The 17566-nt window shown below is 47.5% G+C and carries 25 protein-coding genes; 21 read left to right on the forward strand and 4 right to left on the reverse strand.

Annotated features, from left to right (window positions below):
* Positions 1-39 precede the first annotated feature (39 nt).
* The gene (locus KNQ09_RS01145) at positions 40-303 is read right to left on the reverse strand and encodes a DUF2626 family protein (protein WP_023467555.1); all 264 of its coding nucleotides are present in this window, start codon (positions 301-303) and stop codon (positions 40-42) included.
* A gap of 224 nt (positions 304-527) precedes the next feature.
* Between KNQ09_RS01145 and KNQ09_RS01150 the strand changes: the two genes are divergently transcribed.
* The 13 genes from KNQ09_RS01150 to gcvPB all read left to right on the forward strand — a co-directional run bounded on the left by KNQ09_RS01150 (position 528) and on the right by gcvPB (position 9332).
* The gene (locus tag KNQ09_RS01150; RefSeq protein ID WP_023467556.1) at positions 528-914 is read left to right on the forward strand and encodes a Spx/MgsR family RNA polymerase-binding regulatory protein; all 387 of its coding nucleotides are present in this window, start codon (positions 528-530) and stop codon (positions 912-914) included.
* A gap of 62 nt (positions 915-976) precedes the next feature.
* Positions 977-1819 (forward strand): ATPase, T2SS/T4P/T4SS family, encoded by an 843-nt coding sequence (locus KNQ09_RS01155; RefSeq protein WP_023467557.1) that lies wholly within the window; start codon positions 977-979, stop codon positions 1817-1819.
* 14 nt (positions 1820-1833) lie between these two features.
* The gene (locus tag KNQ09_RS01160) at positions 1834-2775 is read left to right on the forward strand and encodes a type II secretion system F family protein (RefSeq protein ID WP_058265105.1); all 942 of its coding nucleotides are present in this window, start codon (positions 1834-1836) and stop codon (positions 2773-2775) included.
* A gap of 17 nt (positions 2776-2792) precedes the next feature.
* The gene (locus KNQ09_RS01165) at positions 2793-3104 is read left to right on the forward strand and encodes a competence type IV pilus major pilin ComGC (protein ID WP_023467559.1); all 312 of its coding nucleotides are present in this window, start codon (positions 2793-2795) and stop codon (positions 3102-3104) included.
* On the forward strand, positions 3073-3534 hold the full coding sequence (locus KNQ09_RS01170) for a prepilin-type N-terminal cleavage/methylation domain-containing protein (RefSeq protein WP_214857090.1): 462 nt from the start codon (positions 3073-3075) through the stop codon (positions 3532-3534). The genes KNQ09_RS01165 and KNQ09_RS01170 overlap by 32 nt, the downstream gene beginning before the upstream one ends.
* Positions 3535-3539: 5 nt before the next feature.
* Positions 3540-3899, forward strand: coding sequence for a type II secretion system protein (locus KNQ09_RS01175; RefSeq protein WP_214857092.1), 360 nt, complete (start codon positions 3540-3542; stop codon positions 3897-3899).
* Complete coding sequence (locus KNQ09_RS01180; RefSeq protein ID WP_058704323.1) at positions 3892-4185, forward strand: hypothetical protein; 294 nt, start codon at positions 3892-3894, stop codon at positions 4183-4185. The genes KNQ09_RS01175 and KNQ09_RS01180 overlap by 8 nt, the downstream gene beginning before the upstream one ends.
* Positions 4161-4454 (forward strand): hypothetical protein, encoded by a 294-nt coding sequence (locus tag KNQ09_RS01185; protein WP_064300291.1) that lies wholly within the window; start codon positions 4161-4163, stop codon positions 4452-4454. The genes KNQ09_RS01180 and KNQ09_RS01185 overlap by 25 nt, the downstream gene beginning before the upstream one ends.
* Complete coding sequence (locus tag KNQ09_RS01190; RefSeq protein ID WP_214857095.1) at positions 4447-4932, forward strand: shikimate kinase; 486 nt, start codon at positions 4447-4449, stop codon at positions 4930-4932. Before KNQ09_RS01185 ends, KNQ09_RS01190 begins: the two co-directional genes overlap by 8 nt.
* A complete protein-coding gene (locus KNQ09_RS01195) occupies positions 4929-5243 on the forward strand; it encodes a hypothetical protein (RefSeq protein ID WP_023467565.1) in 315 nt (104 codons plus the stop codon). The genes KNQ09_RS01190 and KNQ09_RS01195 overlap by 4 nt, the downstream gene beginning before the upstream one ends.
* 184 nt (positions 5244-5427) lie before the next feature.
* Complete coding sequence (gene gcvT / locus KNQ09_RS01200) at positions 5428-6510, forward strand: glycine cleavage system aminomethyltransferase GcvT (protein WP_214724467.1); 1083 nt, start codon at positions 5428-5430, stop codon at positions 6508-6510.
* 13 nt (positions 6511-6523) lie between these two features.
* Complete coding sequence (gcvPA, locus tag KNQ09_RS01205; RefSeq protein ID WP_056060214.1) at positions 6524-7870, forward strand: aminomethyl-transferring glycine dehydrogenase subunit GcvPA; 1347 nt, start codon at positions 6524-6526, stop codon at positions 7868-7870.
* Entirely contained in the window at positions 7863-9332 is a 1470-nt protein-coding gene (gene gcvPB / locus KNQ09_RS01210; protein ID WP_029341085.1) for an aminomethyl-transferring glycine dehydrogenase subunit GcvPB, read from the forward strand. The genes gcvPA and gcvPB overlap by 8 nt, the downstream gene beginning before the upstream one ends.
* Positions 9333-9398: 66 nt before the next feature.
* On the opposite strand, the gene KNQ09_RS01215 is transcribed toward gcvPB, so the two are convergent.
* Complete coding sequence (locus tag KNQ09_RS01215; RefSeq protein ID WP_023467569.1) at positions 9399-9779, reverse strand: rhodanese-like domain-containing protein; 381 nt, start codon at positions 9777-9779, stop codon at positions 9399-9401.
* Positions 9780-9917: 138 nt separating this feature from the next.
* Between KNQ09_RS01215 and KNQ09_RS01220 the strand changes: the two genes are divergently transcribed.
* The 3 genes from KNQ09_RS01220 to hpt all read left to right on the forward strand — a co-directional run bounded on the left by KNQ09_RS01220 (position 9918) and on the right by hpt (position 11872).
* Positions 9918-10748, forward strand: coding sequence for a lipoate--protein ligase family protein (locus tag KNQ09_RS01220; RefSeq protein WP_023467570.1), 831 nt, complete (start codon positions 9918-9920; stop codon positions 10746-10748).
* 24 nt (positions 10749-10772) lie between these two features.
* Complete coding sequence (gene mntR / locus KNQ09_RS01225; protein WP_035398709.1) at positions 10773-11195, forward strand: transcriptional regulator MntR; 423 nt, start codon at positions 10773-10775, stop codon at positions 11193-11195.
* 149 nt (positions 11196-11344) lie between these two features.
* Positions 11345-11872, forward strand: coding sequence for a hypoxanthine phosphoribosyltransferase (gene hpt / locus KNQ09_RS01230; RefSeq protein WP_064300287.1), 528 nt, complete (start codon positions 11345-11347; stop codon positions 11870-11872).
* Positions 11873-11929: 57 nt separating this feature from the next.
* Here the strand turns inward: hpt and KNQ09_RS01235 are convergent, their stop codons facing one another.
* Both KNQ09_RS01235 and KNQ09_RS01240 read right to left on the reverse strand, forming a co-directional pair.
* Positions 11930-12331 carry an SA1362 family protein gene (locus KNQ09_RS01235; RefSeq protein ID WP_023467573.1) on the reverse strand — a complete coding sequence of 134 codons (402 nt, stop codon included), beginning with the start codon at positions 12329-12331 and terminating at the stop codon, positions 11930-11932.
* Between the two features lie 20 nt (positions 12332-12351).
* Positions 12352-13284 (reverse strand): DUF1385 domain-containing protein, encoded by a 933-nt coding sequence (locus KNQ09_RS01240; RefSeq protein WP_064300286.1) that lies wholly within the window; start codon positions 13282-13284, stop codon positions 12352-12354.
* Between the two features lie 156 nt (positions 13285-13440).
* Here KNQ09_RS01240 and aroQ point away from each other — a divergent pair, with 156 nt between their 5' ends.
* From aroQ to accC, 5 genes are all read left to right on the forward strand, one after another.
* Entirely contained in the window at positions 13441-13887 is a 447-nt protein-coding gene (aroQ, locus tag KNQ09_RS01245) for a type II 3-dehydroquinate dehydratase (protein WP_214857097.1), read from the forward strand.
* Complete coding sequence (locus tag KNQ09_RS01250; protein WP_023467576.1) at positions 13884-14948, forward strand: M24 family metallopeptidase; 1065 nt, start codon at positions 13884-13886, stop codon at positions 14946-14948. The genes aroQ and KNQ09_RS01250 overlap by 4 nt, the downstream gene beginning before the upstream one ends.
* Positions 14949-14983: 35 nt before the next feature.
* Positions 14984-15550, forward strand: coding sequence for an elongation factor P (gene efp, locus KNQ09_RS01255; RefSeq protein WP_023467577.1), 567 nt, complete (start codon positions 14984-14986; stop codon positions 15548-15550).
* A 168-nt stretch (positions 15551-15718) separates the two neighbouring features.
* Positions 15719-16168 carry an acetyl-CoA carboxylase biotin carboxyl carrier protein gene (gene accB / locus KNQ09_RS01260; protein WP_029341092.1) on the forward strand — a complete coding sequence of 150 codons (450 nt, stop codon included), beginning with the start codon at positions 15719-15721 and terminating at the stop codon, positions 16166-16168.
* Positions 16169-16183: 15 nt separating this feature from the next.
* Positions 16184-17536, forward strand: coding sequence for an acetyl-CoA carboxylase biotin carboxylase subunit (accC, locus tag KNQ09_RS01265; RefSeq protein ID WP_035409099.1), 1353 nt, complete (start codon positions 16184-16186; stop codon positions 17534-17536).
* The last annotated feature ends 30 nt before the right edge of the window (positions 17537-17566 follow it).

Below are 17566 nucleotides of genomic sequence, written 5' to 3' on the forward strand. Positions count from 1 at the left end.
AAAAAACTCGCCATCCAAAAGGATGACGAGTTTTTTTCATTACATCTGGAAGTTCGACCAGTACGTAAAGACGATGAAAAATACAGTTAAGTAAGCTCCAAAGATATAGACATACGTTTTTTCAGTTAAACGCAAGTAACCAAGCGCTGCAAAAAAGACAGTTTGTGCTAAGAAGACGAAGCCCATGACTAAAAATGAATCCGTATGCTCACTTGAGCTTGCATCGCCACCCAATGCGCCGATAAATGCCATGACTGCGATGATACCAGTCCAGAAACCGAGTACGCGGTACATTCTCCCCATTCCTATAACCCCCTAAATCCGACAGATAGTCAATATACGTACTTATTTTACCAAGCAAACAATCATTCGTCTATCCTGTTCTAGTGATTGTTAAGGAATAACTGTGAACAAAAGATGAAGTTTCAAAAAAAGTTGTACAATAGTTGTACAAAAGGTGTACAAAGTAAAATTGACGTGCTATAGTAACTGTAATGAAACCCCACACTTTGAGAGGAGGAGCAAAAATGACGAATGAGTTAGTCTTTTTCACATACCCAAGCTGTACATCATGTCGTAAAACGAAATCATGGTTAAAAGAGGAACATGTTGATGTAGAGGAACGTCATCTGTTCAGAAATGCTCCAACAGTTGATGAACTCATGGAACTGTTGAAATTATCGACGGATGGGATTGAAAGTTTGCTCGCAACACGCAGTCAAGCCTTCAAGGATCTCGGCATTGATATTGAAGACATGAAACTCAGTGAGTTATTACGCCTCATGAGTGACAATCCGAAATTATTACGCCGCCCAATCATCACTGATGGAAAACAACTTGTTATCGGATACGATAAACCAGGTCTTGAGACACTGGCGAAGCGTAAACATCGGACAATCGCACACGTATCGTAAAGAAGCCGGTTTGGTCGGCTTCTTTTTTTTGTGTATTGTTTGCAGTAGGGAGGTGAAGAGAAATGAAGGAATGGACGACACAACTCATGGAACGATTCGAATCACTTGGTGCAACAGATGTTCATTTCGTACCGAATGAAGCTTGCGTCCGAATCGTTTGTCGAACGGGTGACGGTTTGTGTGAACAAGAAGAGGTGGAACTGACGCGATACCGGACACTTGTCAGTCATGTCCGCTATGAGGCGAACTTAAAGGAACAGAATGAGCGGATTCCGCAAAGTGGTTTGTATCCGCACGGGAAAAAGGGCATGCGTGTCTCGTTGTTGCCGAGTCGACAAGGGGATGCGATGTCGTGGCGATTTTATCGATCAACGGTCTCTCAAGAAACAGCTTTACGAACGTTACACAATCAATTGGACTTCGCTTGGTTAGCTGAACAACGACACGGGTGTATCGTCATTTCTGGATCGACAGGTGCAGGAAAGACGACGATGTTATATTCCTTGATGAGTGCAATGGAAGAAAAGCGAATCATCTCGATTGAAGATCCGGTGGAATGTACGGTACCAAACGTCTTGCAACTGGAACTAAATGAAAAGGCAGGCTTCACTGCTACGCGATGTTTTGAGGAAATATTGCGAGCGGATCCGGATTGGATTGCTTTTGGTGAGGTGCGGACGAGAGAGGCAGCACGTTTGACGATGAATGCCGCACTTAGTGGTCACGTCGTGTTATTTACGTTACACGCTGGAAGTATTGATGAGGCGCGATTGCGATTGCGTAGTTTAGGGATCGAAGAGTCAGAACTAGCTGTCTGTCAACGTATCATTCATCTCGAGCGAAAAGGAGAGGATGTCCGCTGTACCGTCAGAAACTTACAAGCCGCGATCAAAGTCGGTTCTTAAAACGATATCACCGTTTGTTATCAAAAGGCATTTCCGCGAAAGAGACGTTACTCATTTTAAAACGATTCGAGCGTCAGCCGTTCGCGGAAGTAGTCGGAGAAATGGAACAACGTCTTGAGAAAGGAGACTCCTTTGCAGCATCGCTTGAACCGCTTGCGTTAACGAATACCTTAAAACGACTTCTTTTCGTTGGAGAAAGGACAGAGCGACCATTGCTCGTTCTTCGCCAAATCGTGAAACTGCTCGACCTCGAAACAGAAATGCGATCGAAGTTTTGGAAGATGATTCGGTATCCGCTTGTTCTAGCGACCAGTCTATTCCTTCTGTTCTTCTTTTACGCCCTCTATGTATTTCCGTCTCTCCTCGAGATGTCGGACCCGAAGACTCTCCCCTCATTTCTGCATCTCCTTCTTCACCCCTCTGCGAAATATCTGCTCGCAAGTATTCCCGTTATTTTGTTGACCTCCGGGTACCTCTTTTTTCGCTTCTTTCCGTTAAACCGTATTTTACGACTGAAACCGCTACAGCGTTTGATTCGCCTCTACTACAGCTATTTATTCACGATCGAAGTAGGATCGTTCATCGATGCTGGCTTCTCGCTCGAAGAGACCTTTCGCCATCTAGAGCAAGGACAAGCGAATAAAAAAGGACATCTCTATGCTCGTCTACATGCTAAACAACAGGCAGGGGAACCACTTGCAGAAGCGCTTGGCGAAGATGAGATCATCGAAGCCGAGACGATTGGAATCGTCCATTTGGCGCGGGAAAGTGGCGATCTTGGACCGTTGTTGCTTGAACAAGCGACACTCTTACATGAGTCGATGGAAGAGGAACTAGAGAAAAAGTTGTTATGGATCGAGCCGATTTTGTACGGTGGATTGACGATCATGACGGGAACGTTGTTTCTCATCTTGTATTATCCGATACAGCTAGCGATACAGCAGCTTCCATTCTAAACAGAGGAGACGATACGATGAAACAATTCTTAAAGCGACAGGATGGATTCACCTTACTTGAGATGGCAGCCGTCTTATTGATTATTTCGTTATTACTGCTCGTTTTGATTCCAACGATGACAAGTGGAAAAGACCAGGCGAAAGGTGTGAGTTGTGAGGCGAACATTCGAGTCATTCGGTCAGAAGTAAACCTTTACTATGCCAAAGAGAAGAAGTACCCAGAATCGCTTCAGACGATCAATCGCGGAACAGCTGATAAACCGAATGCTCTCGTCTGTGATCAGGAGACGTATACGTATGATCCGAAGACTGGCGAACTTACGAAGTGAACGTGGATTTACCTTATTTGAGATGGCGGCGGTGCTGACAATCATTGCTTGTTTACTTGTTTTTTTGTTACCGGCACTGTTTGAAAAACGACCGGACTGGATTCCGCTTGAACAAGAGGTTCGTCTGATGGAACAAGATATTCAGACACTTCGACTGATGCAGTACTCAAAGCAAGATCAATCATTGATGCAGTTTCGATTTCGAGGAGACGGTACAGGATACCTTGTCCTTGCGGATGACCGGTTGTTATGGCAACGGACATTCCAAAATGGTCATACGTGTACTGTTCCGCCCTCGAATCGCATCATCTATTTTAAAAGCTATCACTCGATTTATGCAGCGACTTGGTCTTGCCGTTCGGCAACAGCCGAATATGAAATCAAATTCTTACTTGGGAACTATCAAATGGCAATCCGTAAAGTGAGGTGAGAAGTATGCAGAACGAACACCAAGCGGGCTTCTCTTTGCTTGAAGTGATGCTCTCGATCGTTGCAATCGGTATCTTCATGATGTTAGCGATTGATCCTTATCTCGATTTACGGACAAAACAAATGAAATGGGAACAAGAGACGGAACAGCTTGAGCAGATGGCTACGGATCAAGTTGAAAACCGAACAGCGTCCTATGTCCTGAAACAAGGAGCGTGGTGCAATGAAACGATGTGTCTTGCGAGCGGAATCCGGAATGACCCTTCTCGAACTCTCATTCGTCCTATGGCTGAGCCCACTTCTTCTGCTGGCAATCTTGACATTGACCCCACTCGTTCGTCCGCCGGAAGTCAACCGAATGAATGAAGAATTGTTCTTTCATACCGTGGAACGACTGATGTGGCGTAGTACGATGTGTGAGCGCGTCGGAGACGAGATTCGTGGAATGGACGTCAATCCGGGAGAGACGGCTGAAAAGTGGCGTCTCGTCCGTGTGCAAGATCAACTACGTCTCAAGAAAGAACAGGGAGGTGAACTGACATACGCCCGCGACGTCAAACACTATACCGTGACAGGGGATGCCGAGATTCTCTCAATTCAGTTGAACGACAGCAGACGTTCCTTCCGATGCGTCAGGAAGGATTCATCTTGATTCAAACGTTACTGTTACTTCTAGGAATGGGAGTCGTGCTCTTGATTTCTTGTCAGCAAATTGACGAAGAGATGCGGCATCATCAGTTAGAGCAAGAAGCCCTTCAACTCGAGTCTCTCATCCGAGCGGCGAAAGCAGATTGTACGAAGGACGAGACCCTCCACTACCCAATCGGACAAGTCAGCTGTACAGCGACCGATAAAGGCTTTAAAATGGAAGCGAGATTAGAGAATGGTCAAAGAATCGAGGCGGTCGTCACACATGAGTAAGGTTTATTTGATTGGGTTTATGGGAACTGGTAAAACAGCCGTCGGACATCGATTGGGTTCACAATACGAGGTCGACGAACTGGATGAACGGTTCGAACAGGAACATGGACAAACGATTACCGCTTTTTTCGCTGAGCATGGCGAAGCAGGGTTTCGTACACATGAAAGCGAATTGTTGAAGAGTAGCAATGCGGAAGTGGTCGTCACAGGTGGCGGGATCGTCGAACGGGAAGAGAACCGACTGTACATGCAGGAGTCCGGAACAGTCGTCTGGATCGATACACCCTTTGATTTGATTTGGGAACGTATCGCCGCTGATCCGAATCGTCCACTCGTGACAGAACGGGAACAAGTGAGACGATTGTTTGAACGTCGCTATTCCTTATATGCTGGAGTTGCTACTGTCCGACTTGAAGGAACGGCATCAATCGAAGAATTAACGCGTGCGATTGAAACTGTATTGGAGGAGAAGTCATGATTTGGATTACGTTAGGTATTATTTTATTGGCTATCATAGGACTCGTGTTGTTCGGATTCAGTCTTTACAAAAAGAAGCTGTCTCAGGATATTCGGCAGTTAAAACAACTGATGGAGCGCTTTACGATTCGTCAGCAAACCTTGCAGACGAACATTGATCATACGACGCAGCGAATCGATCAAATCAAAGGGAATATCAATCGAATCACTGAAGAAGGAAATCGTGTGAAGCAAGGAGCGAGCCAATTGGTGACGGAAGGTCGTCGACTCCAGGAGGAAATCAAACGAACTGCCGGAATCAAACAATTTTGAAATGGCTTTCATGGGAAGAATATGAAACAATAGGAGAGAAGGGACAGGGTCCTTTCTCTCTTTTTCGTATGTTCCTTTTTCCGAATAATACTAGATAATTATGATTTTAATTGGTAAGATGGATTTGAAAATGGAACATTAAAGAGAAGAGAGAGCGAAAACGTTCGTAAATAGGGGGATTTGTATGAGTCAAACGACATTGAAAAGAACACCGTTATTCGAGACGGTTTCGCAAACCGGTAAGATGGTGGATTTTGCGGGATTTGAAATGCCAGTTTTGTTTTCCTCGATTAAAGAAGAACACGTTGCAGTAAGGGAGAACGTCGGCATGTTCGATGTCTCGCACATGGGAGAACTGTTCGTCAGCGGACCGGATGCTCTGACGTTTTTACAAGCTACATTATCGAACGATATTTCGAAGATTGCGGTGGGGCAAGCGCAATATAACGTCTTATGCCAAGAAGACGGTGGGACAGTGGATGATTTACTCGTCTATCGTTTGGCAGAAACGGACTATCTTCTCGTCGTCAATGCTTCGAACATTGAAAAAGACGAACAACATTTACGTCACTATCTAACAGGAGACGTCACGCTTGAGAATCAATCGGAACAATATGGTCAAATTGCGGTCCAAGGACCACGTGCGGAAGCCATCCTTTCCGGCATGACACCACTTGCTTTATCAGAGATCGGATTTTTCAAGTTCCAACGGGGGACGGTTGCAGGAGTGGAAATGATCGTCTCACGCAGTGGGTACACAGGGGAAGATGGATTCGAACTCTACATGGCAGCTGGTGACGCACCTGCTGTCTGGCAAGCATTGCTTGAGCAAGGTGTCGTACCATGCGGTCTCGGGGCACGTGACACATTACGTTTTGAGGCATGTCTGCCACTTTACGGACATGAATTATCAGCAACGATTTCACCAATCGAAGCGGGAATGGGCTTTGCGGTCAAACCACAAGTCAAACCGTTCGTCGGTTCAGAAGTCTTGTTGCAACAGAAAGAACAAGGAGCACCGCGTCGCTTGATCGGTCTTGAATTACTCGATAAAGGGATTGCGCGTCAAGATGCACCGGTTTGGCATGACGGGGAAGTCGTTGGTGTGGTGACGACAGGTACGTTGCCGCCGACAGTCGGAAAAGCGATTGCTTGGGCACTCGTTCCTGCAGAAGTAGCGGAACAAGAGCAATTTGAAGTGGAAGTACGCGGAAAACGTTTAGCAGCGAAACGAACAGCGACACCGTTTTATCGTCGCACGAAATAAGGGGGATATTTCTATGGATTTTCGTTATTTACCAATGACAGCAGAAGATGAGCAGGCGATGTTACAGACGATCGGTGCAGCATCGATCGAAGATTTACTCGCTGATATCCCGGCATCCGTCCGTGATAACGGTACATTGGAAGAAGTCGGTGTGCCACTTCCGGAAACGGACTTGATTCGGACGCTATCGAAGCTTGCCGACCAAAACATGAATACGAAACAATATCCATCGTTCCTTGGCGCAGGCATCTATGATCACTATGCACCTGCTGTCGTCAATCATATGTTACTGCGCTCAGAGTTTTACACTGCCTATACACCATATCAGCCAGAGATTTCGCAAGGTGAGCTACAAGCGATTTTTGAATTCCAATCGATGATTTGTGAATTGACAGGGATGGATGTCGCGAACTCGTCGATGTATGACGGGATCACGGCGTTAGCGGAAGCGGCCATGCTTGCGTGTGCCCATACGAAGAAAAAGACGATCGTTCTTTCAGACGGCGTTCACCCGGAAGCACACGATGTCGTTCGGACGTATGCGAACGGTCCAGGACTAAACGTCGAGACGTTGGCGCTTGAGCAAGGTGTCACACGGATCGATCAACTCGATGCCATCGAAGACGTCGCCTGTGTCATCGTGCAGTATCCGAACTTCTACGGTCGTGTCGAAGAACTACAAGCATTGGCCGATGCGACTCATGCTCGTGGTGCGCTGTTCATCGTCTCTGCGAATCCACTGGCACTCGGTATCTTAGAAGCGCCAGGTAAACTTGGCGCTGACATTACGATCGGAGATTGCCAACCGTTCGGAATTCCACAAAGCTTTGGTGGACCGACATGTGGTTATTTCACGACGACAAAAGCGTTGATGCGTAAGATTCCGGGACGTCTCGTTGGACAGACCGTCGATGAGAATGGGAAACGCGGTTTCGTTCTGACGTTACAAGCACGTGAACAACACATTCGCCGTGACAAGGCGACATCTAACATCTGTTCGAACCAAGCGTTGAATGCACTCGCTGCTTCGATCGCGATGAGTGCACTCGGAAAACGGGGTATCCGGGAACTCGCGACACGTAACTTGCAAACGGCACATGCATTAAAACAAAAGCTGAAACAGGCTGGCTTTACGATCGTTGACGATGGACCGAGCTTCAATGAATTCGTCGTTACGCTACCAATCGACGCGACACGTGCGAGTCAACAATTGCTCGATCACGGAATCATCGGCGGTTTACCGTTAGGATCGTATGACGCAGCGCGTCAAAATGAAATGCTTGTTTGTGCAACGGAATTACGGACGAATGAAGAGTTGGATCAATTCGTGACAGCGTTAGGGGGACTCACACATGAATGAGCAAACATTGATCTTTGAAATTTCTAAACCGGGTCGTATCGCCTATAGCTTACCGTTACCGACTGTCGATGAGGTGGCAGTAGAAGAATTGTTACCGACCTCGATGTTACGGAAGGAAGACGTGGCGCTACCGGAAGTATCTGAACTGGATCTCGTCCGTCACTACACGGCACTCTCGAACCGTAACCATGGTGTGGATTCTGGATTCTATCCACTCGGGTCATGTACAATGAAATACAATCCGAAAATCAATGAAGATATGGCACGCCTCCCTGGGTTTGCACACATTCACCCGCTTCAACCAGTCGAAAGTGTCCAAGGGGCACTCGGTTTGATGTATGATCTGCAAGAAAAACTCGCAGTCATCACAGGAATGGATGAAGTGACGCTTCAGCCGGCGGCGGGAGCACACGGTGAATGGACAGGCTTGATGTTGATTAAGGCCTACCATCATGCACGTGGTGACTTTAAACGGACGAAAGTCCTCGTACCGGACTCGGCACACGGAACGAACCCCGCATCGGCATCTGTCGCTGGATTTGATACCGTGACGGTCTTATCGGATGAACGTGGTCTCGTTGATTTAGCGGACTTAAAGAAAAAAGTCGGTGACGATACAGCGGCACTCATGTTGACGAATCCAAACACGCTCGGTTTATTTGAGTCGGATATCGTCGAAATCGCCAAAGCGGTTCATGAGGCAGGCGGAAAACTGTACTACGATGGTGCGAACTCGAATGCGATCATGGGCATCGCTCGACCAGGGGACATGGGCTTTGATGTCGTTCACTTGAACTTGCATAAGACGTTCACAGGACCGCACGGTGGCGGCGGACCAGGATCGGGTCCAGTAGGGGTCAAACAAGATTTGATTCCGTATTTACCGAAACCAATCGTCCGCAAAGAGGAAGAGCGTTATGTCCTCGACTACGATCGTCCGGAAGCAATCGGTCGTGTCAAACCATTCTACGGTAACTTCGGCATCAACGTTCGTGCCTATAGCTATATTCGGACGATGGGTGGAGCAGGTCTTGCTCGCGTCTCGAAAGAAGCGGTCTTGAATGCGAACTATATGTTGGCTCGTCTCAAAGGTGCGTATGACGCGCCATACGACGTCTATTGCAAGCACGAATTCGTCTTGTCGGGTAAACGTCAAAAAGCACTAGGTGTCCGGACGCTTGACATCGCTAAACGTCTGCTTGACTTTGGATACCATCCACCAACGATCTACTTCCCGTTGAACGTCGAGGAGTGTATCATGATCGAACCGACGGAAACAGAGTCGAAAGAAACACTCGATGCCTTCTGTGATGCGATGCTCCAGATTGCAAAAGAGGTCGAAGAGACACCGGATGTCGTCTTGAACGCACCACACACGACGGTCGTCAAACGGATGGACGAGACACTTGCTGCTCGAAAACCAGTCTTACGCTACGAACCAAAACAAGAAGTACACGCATAAGCTGTTTCATAAAAAAGAGGACCTCTCCGACGAAGGAGAGATCCTCTTTTTGCGATAAACGAAGCATTAGCTCCGTTTGATTTTTCCTGACCACTGCTTGAATCCGCCTTTTAACTGATACAGATTCGTATAGCCTGCTTTTTTCAAAACTTTTGCAGCCTGTGAAGAACGCATGCTCCCTTGACAATACAAGTAAATCGGCATGTCTTTTCGTAATTCCTTCGAGCGCATCTTCATTTGGCTGACCGGGATGTTACGGGCACCAACGATGTGTCCGCCTTTGAATTCCTGTGTTTCGCGAACATCGACGATTTGTGCTTTACGGTAGTTCGCACGGAATTCTTCTTGCGACAATTTCGTGATGCCTTTGACCGGCATGAAACGCCAAGCGATGTAGGCGATCAGCGCGACCCATAATACGATCGTAATGATAGTTCCAGTTTCCATATTCGACTTCCAACCCCTTCGTTCGTTTAACCTCTGTTTCATTATAGTCAACGAAATCGATTTCGGCAATCGACTCGTGATTGCGCGACCGAGAATGGGTTTGATACACTAAGACGGAAACGTTTTGGGGGTGCTCAAGTGAACAGAGAGTGGCAAGTGTTGACGACGCCGGCGATGGAACCGGCAATGAACATGGCAATCGATGAAGCATTGATTCAGTTCGTCGGGCGGGGGGAGATCGCACCGACGCTTCGTTTTTACTCATGGGAACCACGTGGATTAAGTGTTGGTCATTTTCAACGGGCAACCCGTGATATCGATCGAGAGCGGATTGCAGAGCTCGGGATTCCGATCGTGCGTCGGATGACAGGAGGGCGCGCTGTCTTGCATGCAGACGAGTTGACATACAGTGTCGTCATCCCGGAAGATACAGAAGGTTTACCACGCACGGTCATCGAAAGTTATCGGATGTTGACGGAAGGGATTCGCAAAGGATACCATCACCTCGGCATTCCGGTCGAATTTTCCGTTCCGTTGACGGAAGAGGAAAAAGAAGAATTACGGAAGCCGAAATCAGCCGTCTGTTTTGATGCAGCATCGTATTATGAACTCGCTGTAGGAAAACGGAAAGTCGCAGGAAGTGCACAAGTCCGCCATCAAGGCGTTGTCTTACAGCACGGTTCGGTCCCACTCTCTGTCGATGAAGGTGAATTGTTTGATTGTTTCTTGTATGATGATGAGTCGACGCGCGAGCGGATGAAAGCGCGTTTTTCAGGAAAAGCTGTCGCTTTGAATGAGCTAGCAGGTCGCGCTGTCGCATTTGACGAGGTACGAGAAGCGTTCACGAAAGGCTTCGAAGAGGCGCTTGATTTGTCGTTCGTTCCGTTGACATTCACGAGTGAGCAGTGGCAGGAGATTGAGCGTCTTGCCGAGAAATACCGTAGTGATGAGTGGAACTGGAAACGCTAATGAATGAAATGGGAAGGTGATGTCGTGCCAACTCCGAGTATGGAAGATTATTTGGAACAAATTTATAAACTGATTGAAGATAAAGGATACGCTCGCGTATCGGATATAGCGGAGTCGTTAGGAGTTCACCCGTCCTCGGTAACGAAGATGGTTCAAAAGCTCGACCGGGAGACGTACCTTGTTTACGAAAAGTATCGGGGTCTCATGCTGACGCCTAAAGGACGCAAAATCGGAAAGCGTCTCGTGGAACGACACGCCTTACTTGAAGATTTTCTTCGTCTCGTTGGTGTGGATGAAGAACTGATTTATAAGGATGTCGAAGGAATCGAGCATCATATTAGTATCGAAGCGTTGGATAAGATTAACGGAATGATTCAGTTCTTTGCGGAACGTCCTGGTTTGAAAGAGGAACTGCATCGCTATCAACAAGCCCATCCAGAGGATTGAGGCTTGTTTTTTTATAGTTCCTTGCTAAAAAAAGTTCTCAAACACGAACGATCCATTACATTTTTATGATAAAGTGCGCATTTTAAGTTAGATATGCTATACTGAGCCTGAAAATGGACGAAGGGGGTGGCGGGTGTTCGCACCTTGTCATGGAAATCACGATTAAAGAAAAATTAGTGTCGGAGTCACAACTGAAAGAAAAGGTTCGTGAATTAGCACAACAGATCGAAGTGGATGCGGCTGGGCGTCAAATCGTTCTCGTCGTCGTGTTAAAAGGGTCGATGGTCTTTGCTGCGGATTTGATGCGCGAAATCAAAGGAAGCGTTCAAATTGATACAGTCGCGTGCTCTTCTTACGGAACAAAGACCGTCTCTTCCGGGCGTGTTCAGTTGAAGAAAGATCTCGATCTCGATGTGCAAGGGAAATATGTCGTCGTCATCGAAGATATCATCGACACAGGGCGGACGCTCCATTTCTTATGTGATCACATGAAATTGCATCAACCCGGAGTTCTCAAAGTATGTACATTGCTTGATAAACCGGCACGTCGTGAAGTAAAACTCGACGCAGACTATGTCGGTTTCGAGATTCCGGATTACTTCGTTGTTGGGTACGGAATCGATTGTGCGGAGGAATATCGCAATCTACCGTATATCGGTTGGGTCGAAACGGATTGAACGCGAAAAAAGGAGGTTCGTCGCATGACGAATCTCCTTTTTAATGTACTTCTGAAATTAAAAAGCACGTTTTTTCTTTTTGCCTTTTTTTCCTTCGATCACTGTCAGATGAGGCGCTTTTGAACGATCGCGCAACGGTCTGACTTTATTCGATGCCGGCGCTTTTGAGGACTTGACCGGTTTTTTCTTAAAGTCTGTCCGGCGAACAGAATTCGAAGAGCCATGCATTTTTTTTGATTGAGCGACGGATTTTCGGTACTGAGCATTTGCGCCCGTTCCGACGCTTCGATTACGAGTCAGGAACTTAAAGAGCAAGAAGATGATCCCGGCGGTAATCCCGAAGAACAGCAATTGTGAAAACAGACTACTTGGATTATTGACGAGTTTATATCCGAAGCCGACAAAAGCGAACAGTAACACGACGAGTGCAAATGTAGAACCAATGCGTTGTCTGATCATAATATCACCCCTGTTATCGATTAACCCAGTGCATTCTCATGTAGGTTATGTTCCTGTTTTTCCAATGCTTCAAACGCATAAATCGCAACCTCGATCTGTGCATCGTCCGGTTCTTTCGTCGTCAAGTATTGTAACCATAGGCCAGGCAAGGCGATGACGCGAAGTCCTTTGATGTGCTGCGCTTTATTCGTCAGCTGTAACACTTCAAATGAAAGACCGATGACGACCGGTAATAAGGCGATCCGGCAGACGAGACGCAACCAAAGCGGATCCGTTGGCACGATCAGATAGACGAAAAATCCGACGATGACGGTGAAGATCAAGAAACTCGAGCCGCAACGGTAATGAAGACGACTGCTGACGCGAACGTTTTCGACCGTGAGTGGGCGTCCTGATTCGACGCAGTTGATGACCTTATGCTCTGCACCGTGATATTGAAAGAGTCGTTTGACGAGCGGAGTCAATGAAATCACGTAGAGGTAACTGAACAAAAGCGTTAATTTGATTGTTGCTTCGATGACATTTTGAATGACATGTCCCGATAAAGCAGGGAACACATCGAATAGTGACGCAAGGAAAGCAGGTAGTAACGTAAAGAGTAATTTACCGAAGAAGAATGATAGGATCCCGACGACAGCTACGCCGAGCCATTTCGTCAAAGGGCTGGCAGTCGTTTCTTCCGGCTCTTCTTCACCAGGTTTGACACCGTATCGGTCACTTGCGAAGTTCATATGACTGGCGCCATTCGCTGAGGACTCCATTAAAGCAAACAAGCCACGCAGAAGTGGGATTTTTTTACCTTTAGCGATTCGTGGTCGAACCGGCTTTTGTTGGGCGAACGTCTCGATCGACTCATCATTTCGACGAATCGCAGAGACCGCGTGGGTCGCATTTTGGAACATGACGCCTTCGACGATGGCTTGACCACCGACCGGCGGATTAGTCGTTTTCATAATAGAACGCATCCCGTCTTCATTAAAATTAGGTGTATCGTCAGTGTACTTGATTTACGACAAAAAAACTATGTTCGACTCGTCAAAACGAGGTAATCTTTAGGAGTCGGAAATCGGGTTATGATACAATGAAAAGGAATTCGAGGAGGTGTTTTTTTGCGTGTCTTGATATTAAACGGACCAAACTTGAATTTACTCGGAACACGCGAACCGGATACATATGGAACGGCGACATTAGCCGACTTAGAACACGACCTTCGCACTTATTTTCCGAACATTCAGTTTCGGTTTGAACAATCGAACCATGAAGGACGACTGATTGATGTTCTTCACGAGGAACGGGGAGCGGACGGCATCGTCTTCAATGCGGCTGCCTACACGCATACGAGTATCTCGTTACGTGACGCGATTGCTGCAATCGAAGCGCCCGTCATCGAGGTCCATCTATCGAATGTCCATGCACGTGAATCCTTCCGGCATCACTCGATGATTGCACCTGTCTGCCAAGGAGTCATCGCTGGACTTGGCATGACGGGATATCGTCTGGCAACGGAGGCACTCCAAGCTTTACAACAATCGGAACAAGGGGGAAATCAATCATGAAACAACGGATCGAGGCGTTACAAGCAGCTTTAAAGGAACGGGACCTTCCAGGATTACTCGTCACGAAGGCAGAGAACATTCGATACATTTCCGGCTTCACGGGCTCAAGCGGTGCATGTCTCGTAACAGAAGAGCAAGCGTACTTCGTGACGGATTTCCGTTACACGGAGCAAGCAGCAGACCAAGTCAAAGGAATGGAGATCGTTCAAATCGAACGTTCGATTCCAGAGACAATGGGCGAATTGATGGCAGGAGCGCGTGTTCGCGCGGTTGGTGTCGAAAAGGATGCGATGACACTCGGTGCTTTTGAAGCATACGATCAAGCTTCGGCAATCGAGCTTGTTCCGACGACAGGAATCATTGAAAACCTACGCTTGATTAAGGATTCGTCAGAGATTAAGATGATTAAGGAAGCGGTGGAGCTCGCAGACGCGACCTTCCAACACATCTTGACGTACATTCAACCAGGACGAACGGAACTTGAAGTATCAAATGAACTAGAATTCTTCATGCGTAAGCATGGAGCGACGTCTTCTTCTTTCGATACGATCGTGGCATCGGGCTATCGTTCTGCCTTGCCGCACGGTGTTGCCAGCTCGAAGGTCATTGCGACAGGTGAACTCGTCACGCTTGATTTCGGAGCGCTCTTGAACGGTTATGTTTCAGATATCACACGGACTGTCGCAGTCGGTCCGATCAATGCCGAGTTGCAGAAAATCTACGATACGGTCTTACAAGCGCAACTAGCGGGTGTCGACGGCTTAAAACCAGGCATCACTGGGATCGAAGCGGACGCGTTGACACGTGATATCATCAAAGAAGCAGGTTACGGTGAGTACTTCGGTCACTCGACGGGACACGGTATTGGTCTAGAAGTACATGAAGGACCTGGCTTGTCGTTCCGCTCTGAGACGAAACTTGAACCAGGCATGATCGTTACGGTCGAACCAGGTATCTACGTGCCGCAAGTTGGCGGATGCCGGATTGAAGATGACGTCTTGATCACGGAAACAGGTCGAGAAATTCTTTCGTCTTCACCAAAAGAACTGATCACTCTCTAATTCAGAGTGACGGGACATTTTAGGAGGAACCATTCATGGTATCAGTAAACGATTTAAAAACAGGATTAACGATTAAGACTTCAGACGGTATGATTTGGCAAGTACTTGAATTCCAACATGTTAAACCAGGTAAAGGGGCAGCTTTCGTTCGGACGAAAATGCGTAACATCCGTAACGGAAACATCCAAGAGATGACATTCCGTGGTGGTGAGCGTGTCGAGCGTGCACACATCGAGCGTAATAAGATGCAATACCTTTACCCAATGGGCGAGACTTACGTCTTCATGGACACAGAATCGTATGAGCAATTGGAATTGACGACGGCGCAAGTCGAAGCAGCTCTTCCATACTTGCTTGAAAACATGGAAGTTCAAATCGCGGTTTACAACGGCGAAATCCTCGGTCTTGAATTACCGAACACAGTCGTCATGACGATCGTTGAAGCAGAGCCTGGCGTTAAGGGTGATACAGCTTCGAACGTCAAGAAAAATGCGACAGTGGAGACAGGTCATATCATTCAAGTCCCACTCTTCATCGAAGCAGGCGAAAAAGTAACGGTTGATACACGTACAGGTGATTTCACAGGTCGTTACAACGGATAATATTGAAACGACAAGACGTCTCTCACCTTCTATCAGGTCGAGAGACGTCTTTTTTCATTCAGCTTGACTTGCATCCAATGGTATGACCAGTTAATATAAGTATTTGAGTAGGCATTAGCACCTGGTATAATAATTGTGAATACAGCATAGATGGGGGAAGAATGACAGATGAAAATCGATCAGTTGAAACAAGTACTCGAAATGCTCGATCAGTCGAGTGTAAATGAACTCTCACTCGAGACGGATACGTATAAATTAAAGTTGAAGAAACAAGGAGAAACAGTGACGGTCTCGCATCAAGCACCTGCTGCTCCAGTGGCGGCGCCTGCTCCTGTGAAGCAAGCGGCAGCACCAGTCGAGGAAGAGGCGACTGCGGATGATACGGTCACGATCAATGCCTTGATGGTCGGAACGTTTTATTCGCGTCCGAATCCAGATAAACCGGCATACGTCAAAGTCGGTGATCAGATTGAAGTGGGTCAGATCGTTTGTGTCCTTGAAGCAATGAAACTCTTCAATAACTTAAACTCGGAAGTATCTGGAACGGTCGTCGAGATTCTTGTCGCCGATGGAGATCTCGTTGAATTTGGTCAACCACTCTTCCGGATCCGTCCGTAAACGGGGGTGAACAGCATGGAAAAATTATTGATTGCCAACCGTGGAGAAATCGCCGTCCGCATCATTCGAGCGGCAAAGGAACTTGGAATACAAACCGTTGCTGTCTACTCGACAGCGGATAAAGAAGCCCTACACGTTCGTTTAGCCGATGAGGCGTACTGCATCGGTGAGGCGAGTTCTGCTTCATCCTACTTAAACGTTACGAATATCCTTGCGATCGCAACGAACCGTCAAGTGACGATGATCCATCCGGGTTATGGTTTCTTAGCCGAGAACGTCGATTTTGCTGAGATGTGTGAAGCGTGCGGGATCAAGTTCGTTGGTCCGACGTCGGATGCGATCCGTCAGATGGGAATCAAGGATGTTGCGAAGAAAACGATGATCGAGTGTGGTGTGCCTGTCGTACCTGGTTCAGATGGAACGGTCACGGACGAAGAAGCGGTCGCACTGGCGCAAGAAATTGGTTATCCGGTCATCATCAAAGCAACAGCAGGTGGTGGAGGTAAAGGGATTCGGGTCGCTCGTTCGGAAGAAGAGCTGATCAACGGGCTAAGTGAGACACGCCGTGAAGCAAAACAAGCTTTCGGAAACGGGGATGTCTATTTAGAACGTTTCATCGAAGAATTCCGCCATGTCGAGGTACAGGTCCTCGCTGACCGTCACGGGAATGTCATTCACCTCGGTGAACGGGATTGTACCGTCCAGCGTCGGATGCAGAAACTGATCGAGGAAGCGCCATCACCTGCGGTCAGTGAAGCGACACGATTAAAAATGGGCGAGGCTGCCGTAAAAGCCGCAAAAGCGATTCAATACACGGGAGCTGGAACGATCGAATTCATCTTCGTCGAAGAGACGGAAGAGTTCTTCTTCATGGAGATGAACACGCGCATTCAAGTCGAACACCCGGTAACGGAGATGATCACTGGATTCGACCTCGTTCAAGCACAATTGCAAGTGGCGCTCGATCATCCGCTTGCCGTCAAACAAAAGGATATCAAGTTCCACGGTCATTCGATCGAATGCCGAATCAATGCCGAGGATCCAGACCATGATTTCCGTCCGTCTGCTGGACGCGTCACACAATACGTGACACCAGGCGGAATGGGTGTGCGCATCGATAGCGCGGTCTATCCAGGATATATGATTCCACCATATTATGACTCGATGGTTGCGAAGTTGATCGTCCATGCGGAAACACGGGAAGAAGCATGTGCGAAGATGGAACGTGCACTAGCTGAATTTTGGATCGAAGGTGTCAAGACGACGATCCCGTTCCACGAACGTGTTCTCAGTCACCCGGTATTCCGGCGTGGCACGTTCACGACGAAATTCGCAGAGCGTGAGCTAAAAGGTACGATCGTTAACTGAATCAGGACGGGAGTTTGTGCGACGAACTCC

Source organism: Exiguobacterium sp. s191 (assembly GCF_018618955.1).
In the GTDB taxonomy this organism is placed as follows: domain Bacteria; phylum Bacillota; class Bacilli; order Exiguobacteriales; family Exiguobacteriaceae; genus Exiguobacterium_A; species Exiguobacterium_A abrahamii.

Bases quoted from the DNA above. Each gene is read 5' to 3' on its own strand.
- KNQ09_RS01145 (WP_023467555.1), bottom strand. From the start codon at position 303: ATGGGGAGAATGTACCGCGTACTCGGTTTCTGGACTGGTATCATCGCA.
- KNQ09_RS01150 (WP_023467556.1), top strand. From the start codon at position 528: ATGACGAATGAGTTAGTCTTTTTCACATACCCAAGCTGTACATCATGT.
- KNQ09_RS01155 (WP_023467557.1), top strand. From the start codon at position 977: ATGAAGGAATGGACGACACAACTCATGGAACGATTCGAATCACTTGGT.
- KNQ09_RS01165 (WP_023467559.1), top strand. From the start codon at position 2,793: ATGAAACAATTCTTAAAGCGACAGGATGGATTCACCTTACTTGAGATG.
- KNQ09_RS01170 (WP_214857090.1), top strand. From the start codon at position 3,073: ATGATCCGAAGACTGGCGAACTTACGAAGTGAACGTGGATTTACCTTA.
- KNQ09_RS01175 (WP_214857092.1), top strand. From the start codon at position 3,540: ATGCAGAACGAACACCAAGCGGGCTTCTCTTTGCTTGAAGTGATGCTC.
- KNQ09_RS01180 (WP_058704323.1), top strand. From the start codon at position 3,892: ATGAATGAAGAATTGTTCTTTCATACCGTGGAACGACTGATGTGGCGT.
- KNQ09_RS01185 (WP_064300291.1), top strand. From the start codon at position 4,161: ATGCGTCAGGAAGGATTCATCTTGATTCAAACGTTACTGTTACTTCTA.
- KNQ09_RS01190 (WP_214857095.1), top strand. From the start codon at position 4,447: ATGAGTAAGGTTTATTTGATTGGGTTTATGGGAACTGGTAAAACAGCC.
- KNQ09_RS01195 (WP_023467565.1), top strand. From the start codon at position 4,929: ATGATTTGGATTACGTTAGGTATTATTTTATTGGCTATCATAGGACTC.
- gcvT (WP_214724467.1), top strand. From the start codon at position 5,428: ATGAGTCAAACGACATTGAAAAGAACACCGTTATTCGAGACGGTTTCG.
- gcvPA (WP_056060214.1), top strand. From the start codon at position 6,524: ATGGATTTTCGTTATTTACCAATGACAGCAGAAGATGAGCAGGCGATG.
- gcvPB (WP_029341085.1), top strand. From the start codon at position 7,863: ATGAATGAGCAAACATTGATCTTTGAAATTTCTAAACCGGGTCGTATC.
- KNQ09_RS01215 (WP_023467569.1), bottom strand. From the start codon at position 9,779: ATGGAAACTGGAACTATCATTACGATCGTATTATGGGTCGCGCTGATC.
- hpt (WP_064300287.1), top strand. From the start codon at position 11,345: ATGGAAATCACGATTAAAGAAAAATTAGTGTCGGAGTCACAACTGAAA.
- KNQ09_RS01235 (WP_023467573.1), bottom strand. From the start codon at position 12,331: ATGATCAGACAACGCATTGGTTCTACATTTGCACTCGTCGTGTTACTG.
- KNQ09_RS01240 (WP_064300286.1), bottom strand. From the start codon at position 13,284: ATGAAAACGACTAATCCGCCGGTCGGTGGTCAAGCCATCGTCGAAGGC.
- KNQ09_RS01250 (WP_023467576.1), top strand. From the start codon at position 13,884: ATGAAACAACGGATCGAGGCGTTACAAGCAGCTTTAAAGGAACGGGAC.
- efp (WP_023467577.1), top strand. From the start codon at position 14,984: ATGGTATCAGTAAACGATTTAAAAACAGGATTAACGATTAAGACTTCA.
- accB (WP_029341092.1), top strand. From the start codon at position 15,719: ATGAAAATCGATCAGTTGAAACAAGTACTCGAAATGCTCGATCAGTCG.
- accC (WP_035409099.1), top strand. From the start codon at position 16,184: ATGGAAAAATTATTGATTGCCAACCGTGGAGAAATCGCCGTCCGCATC.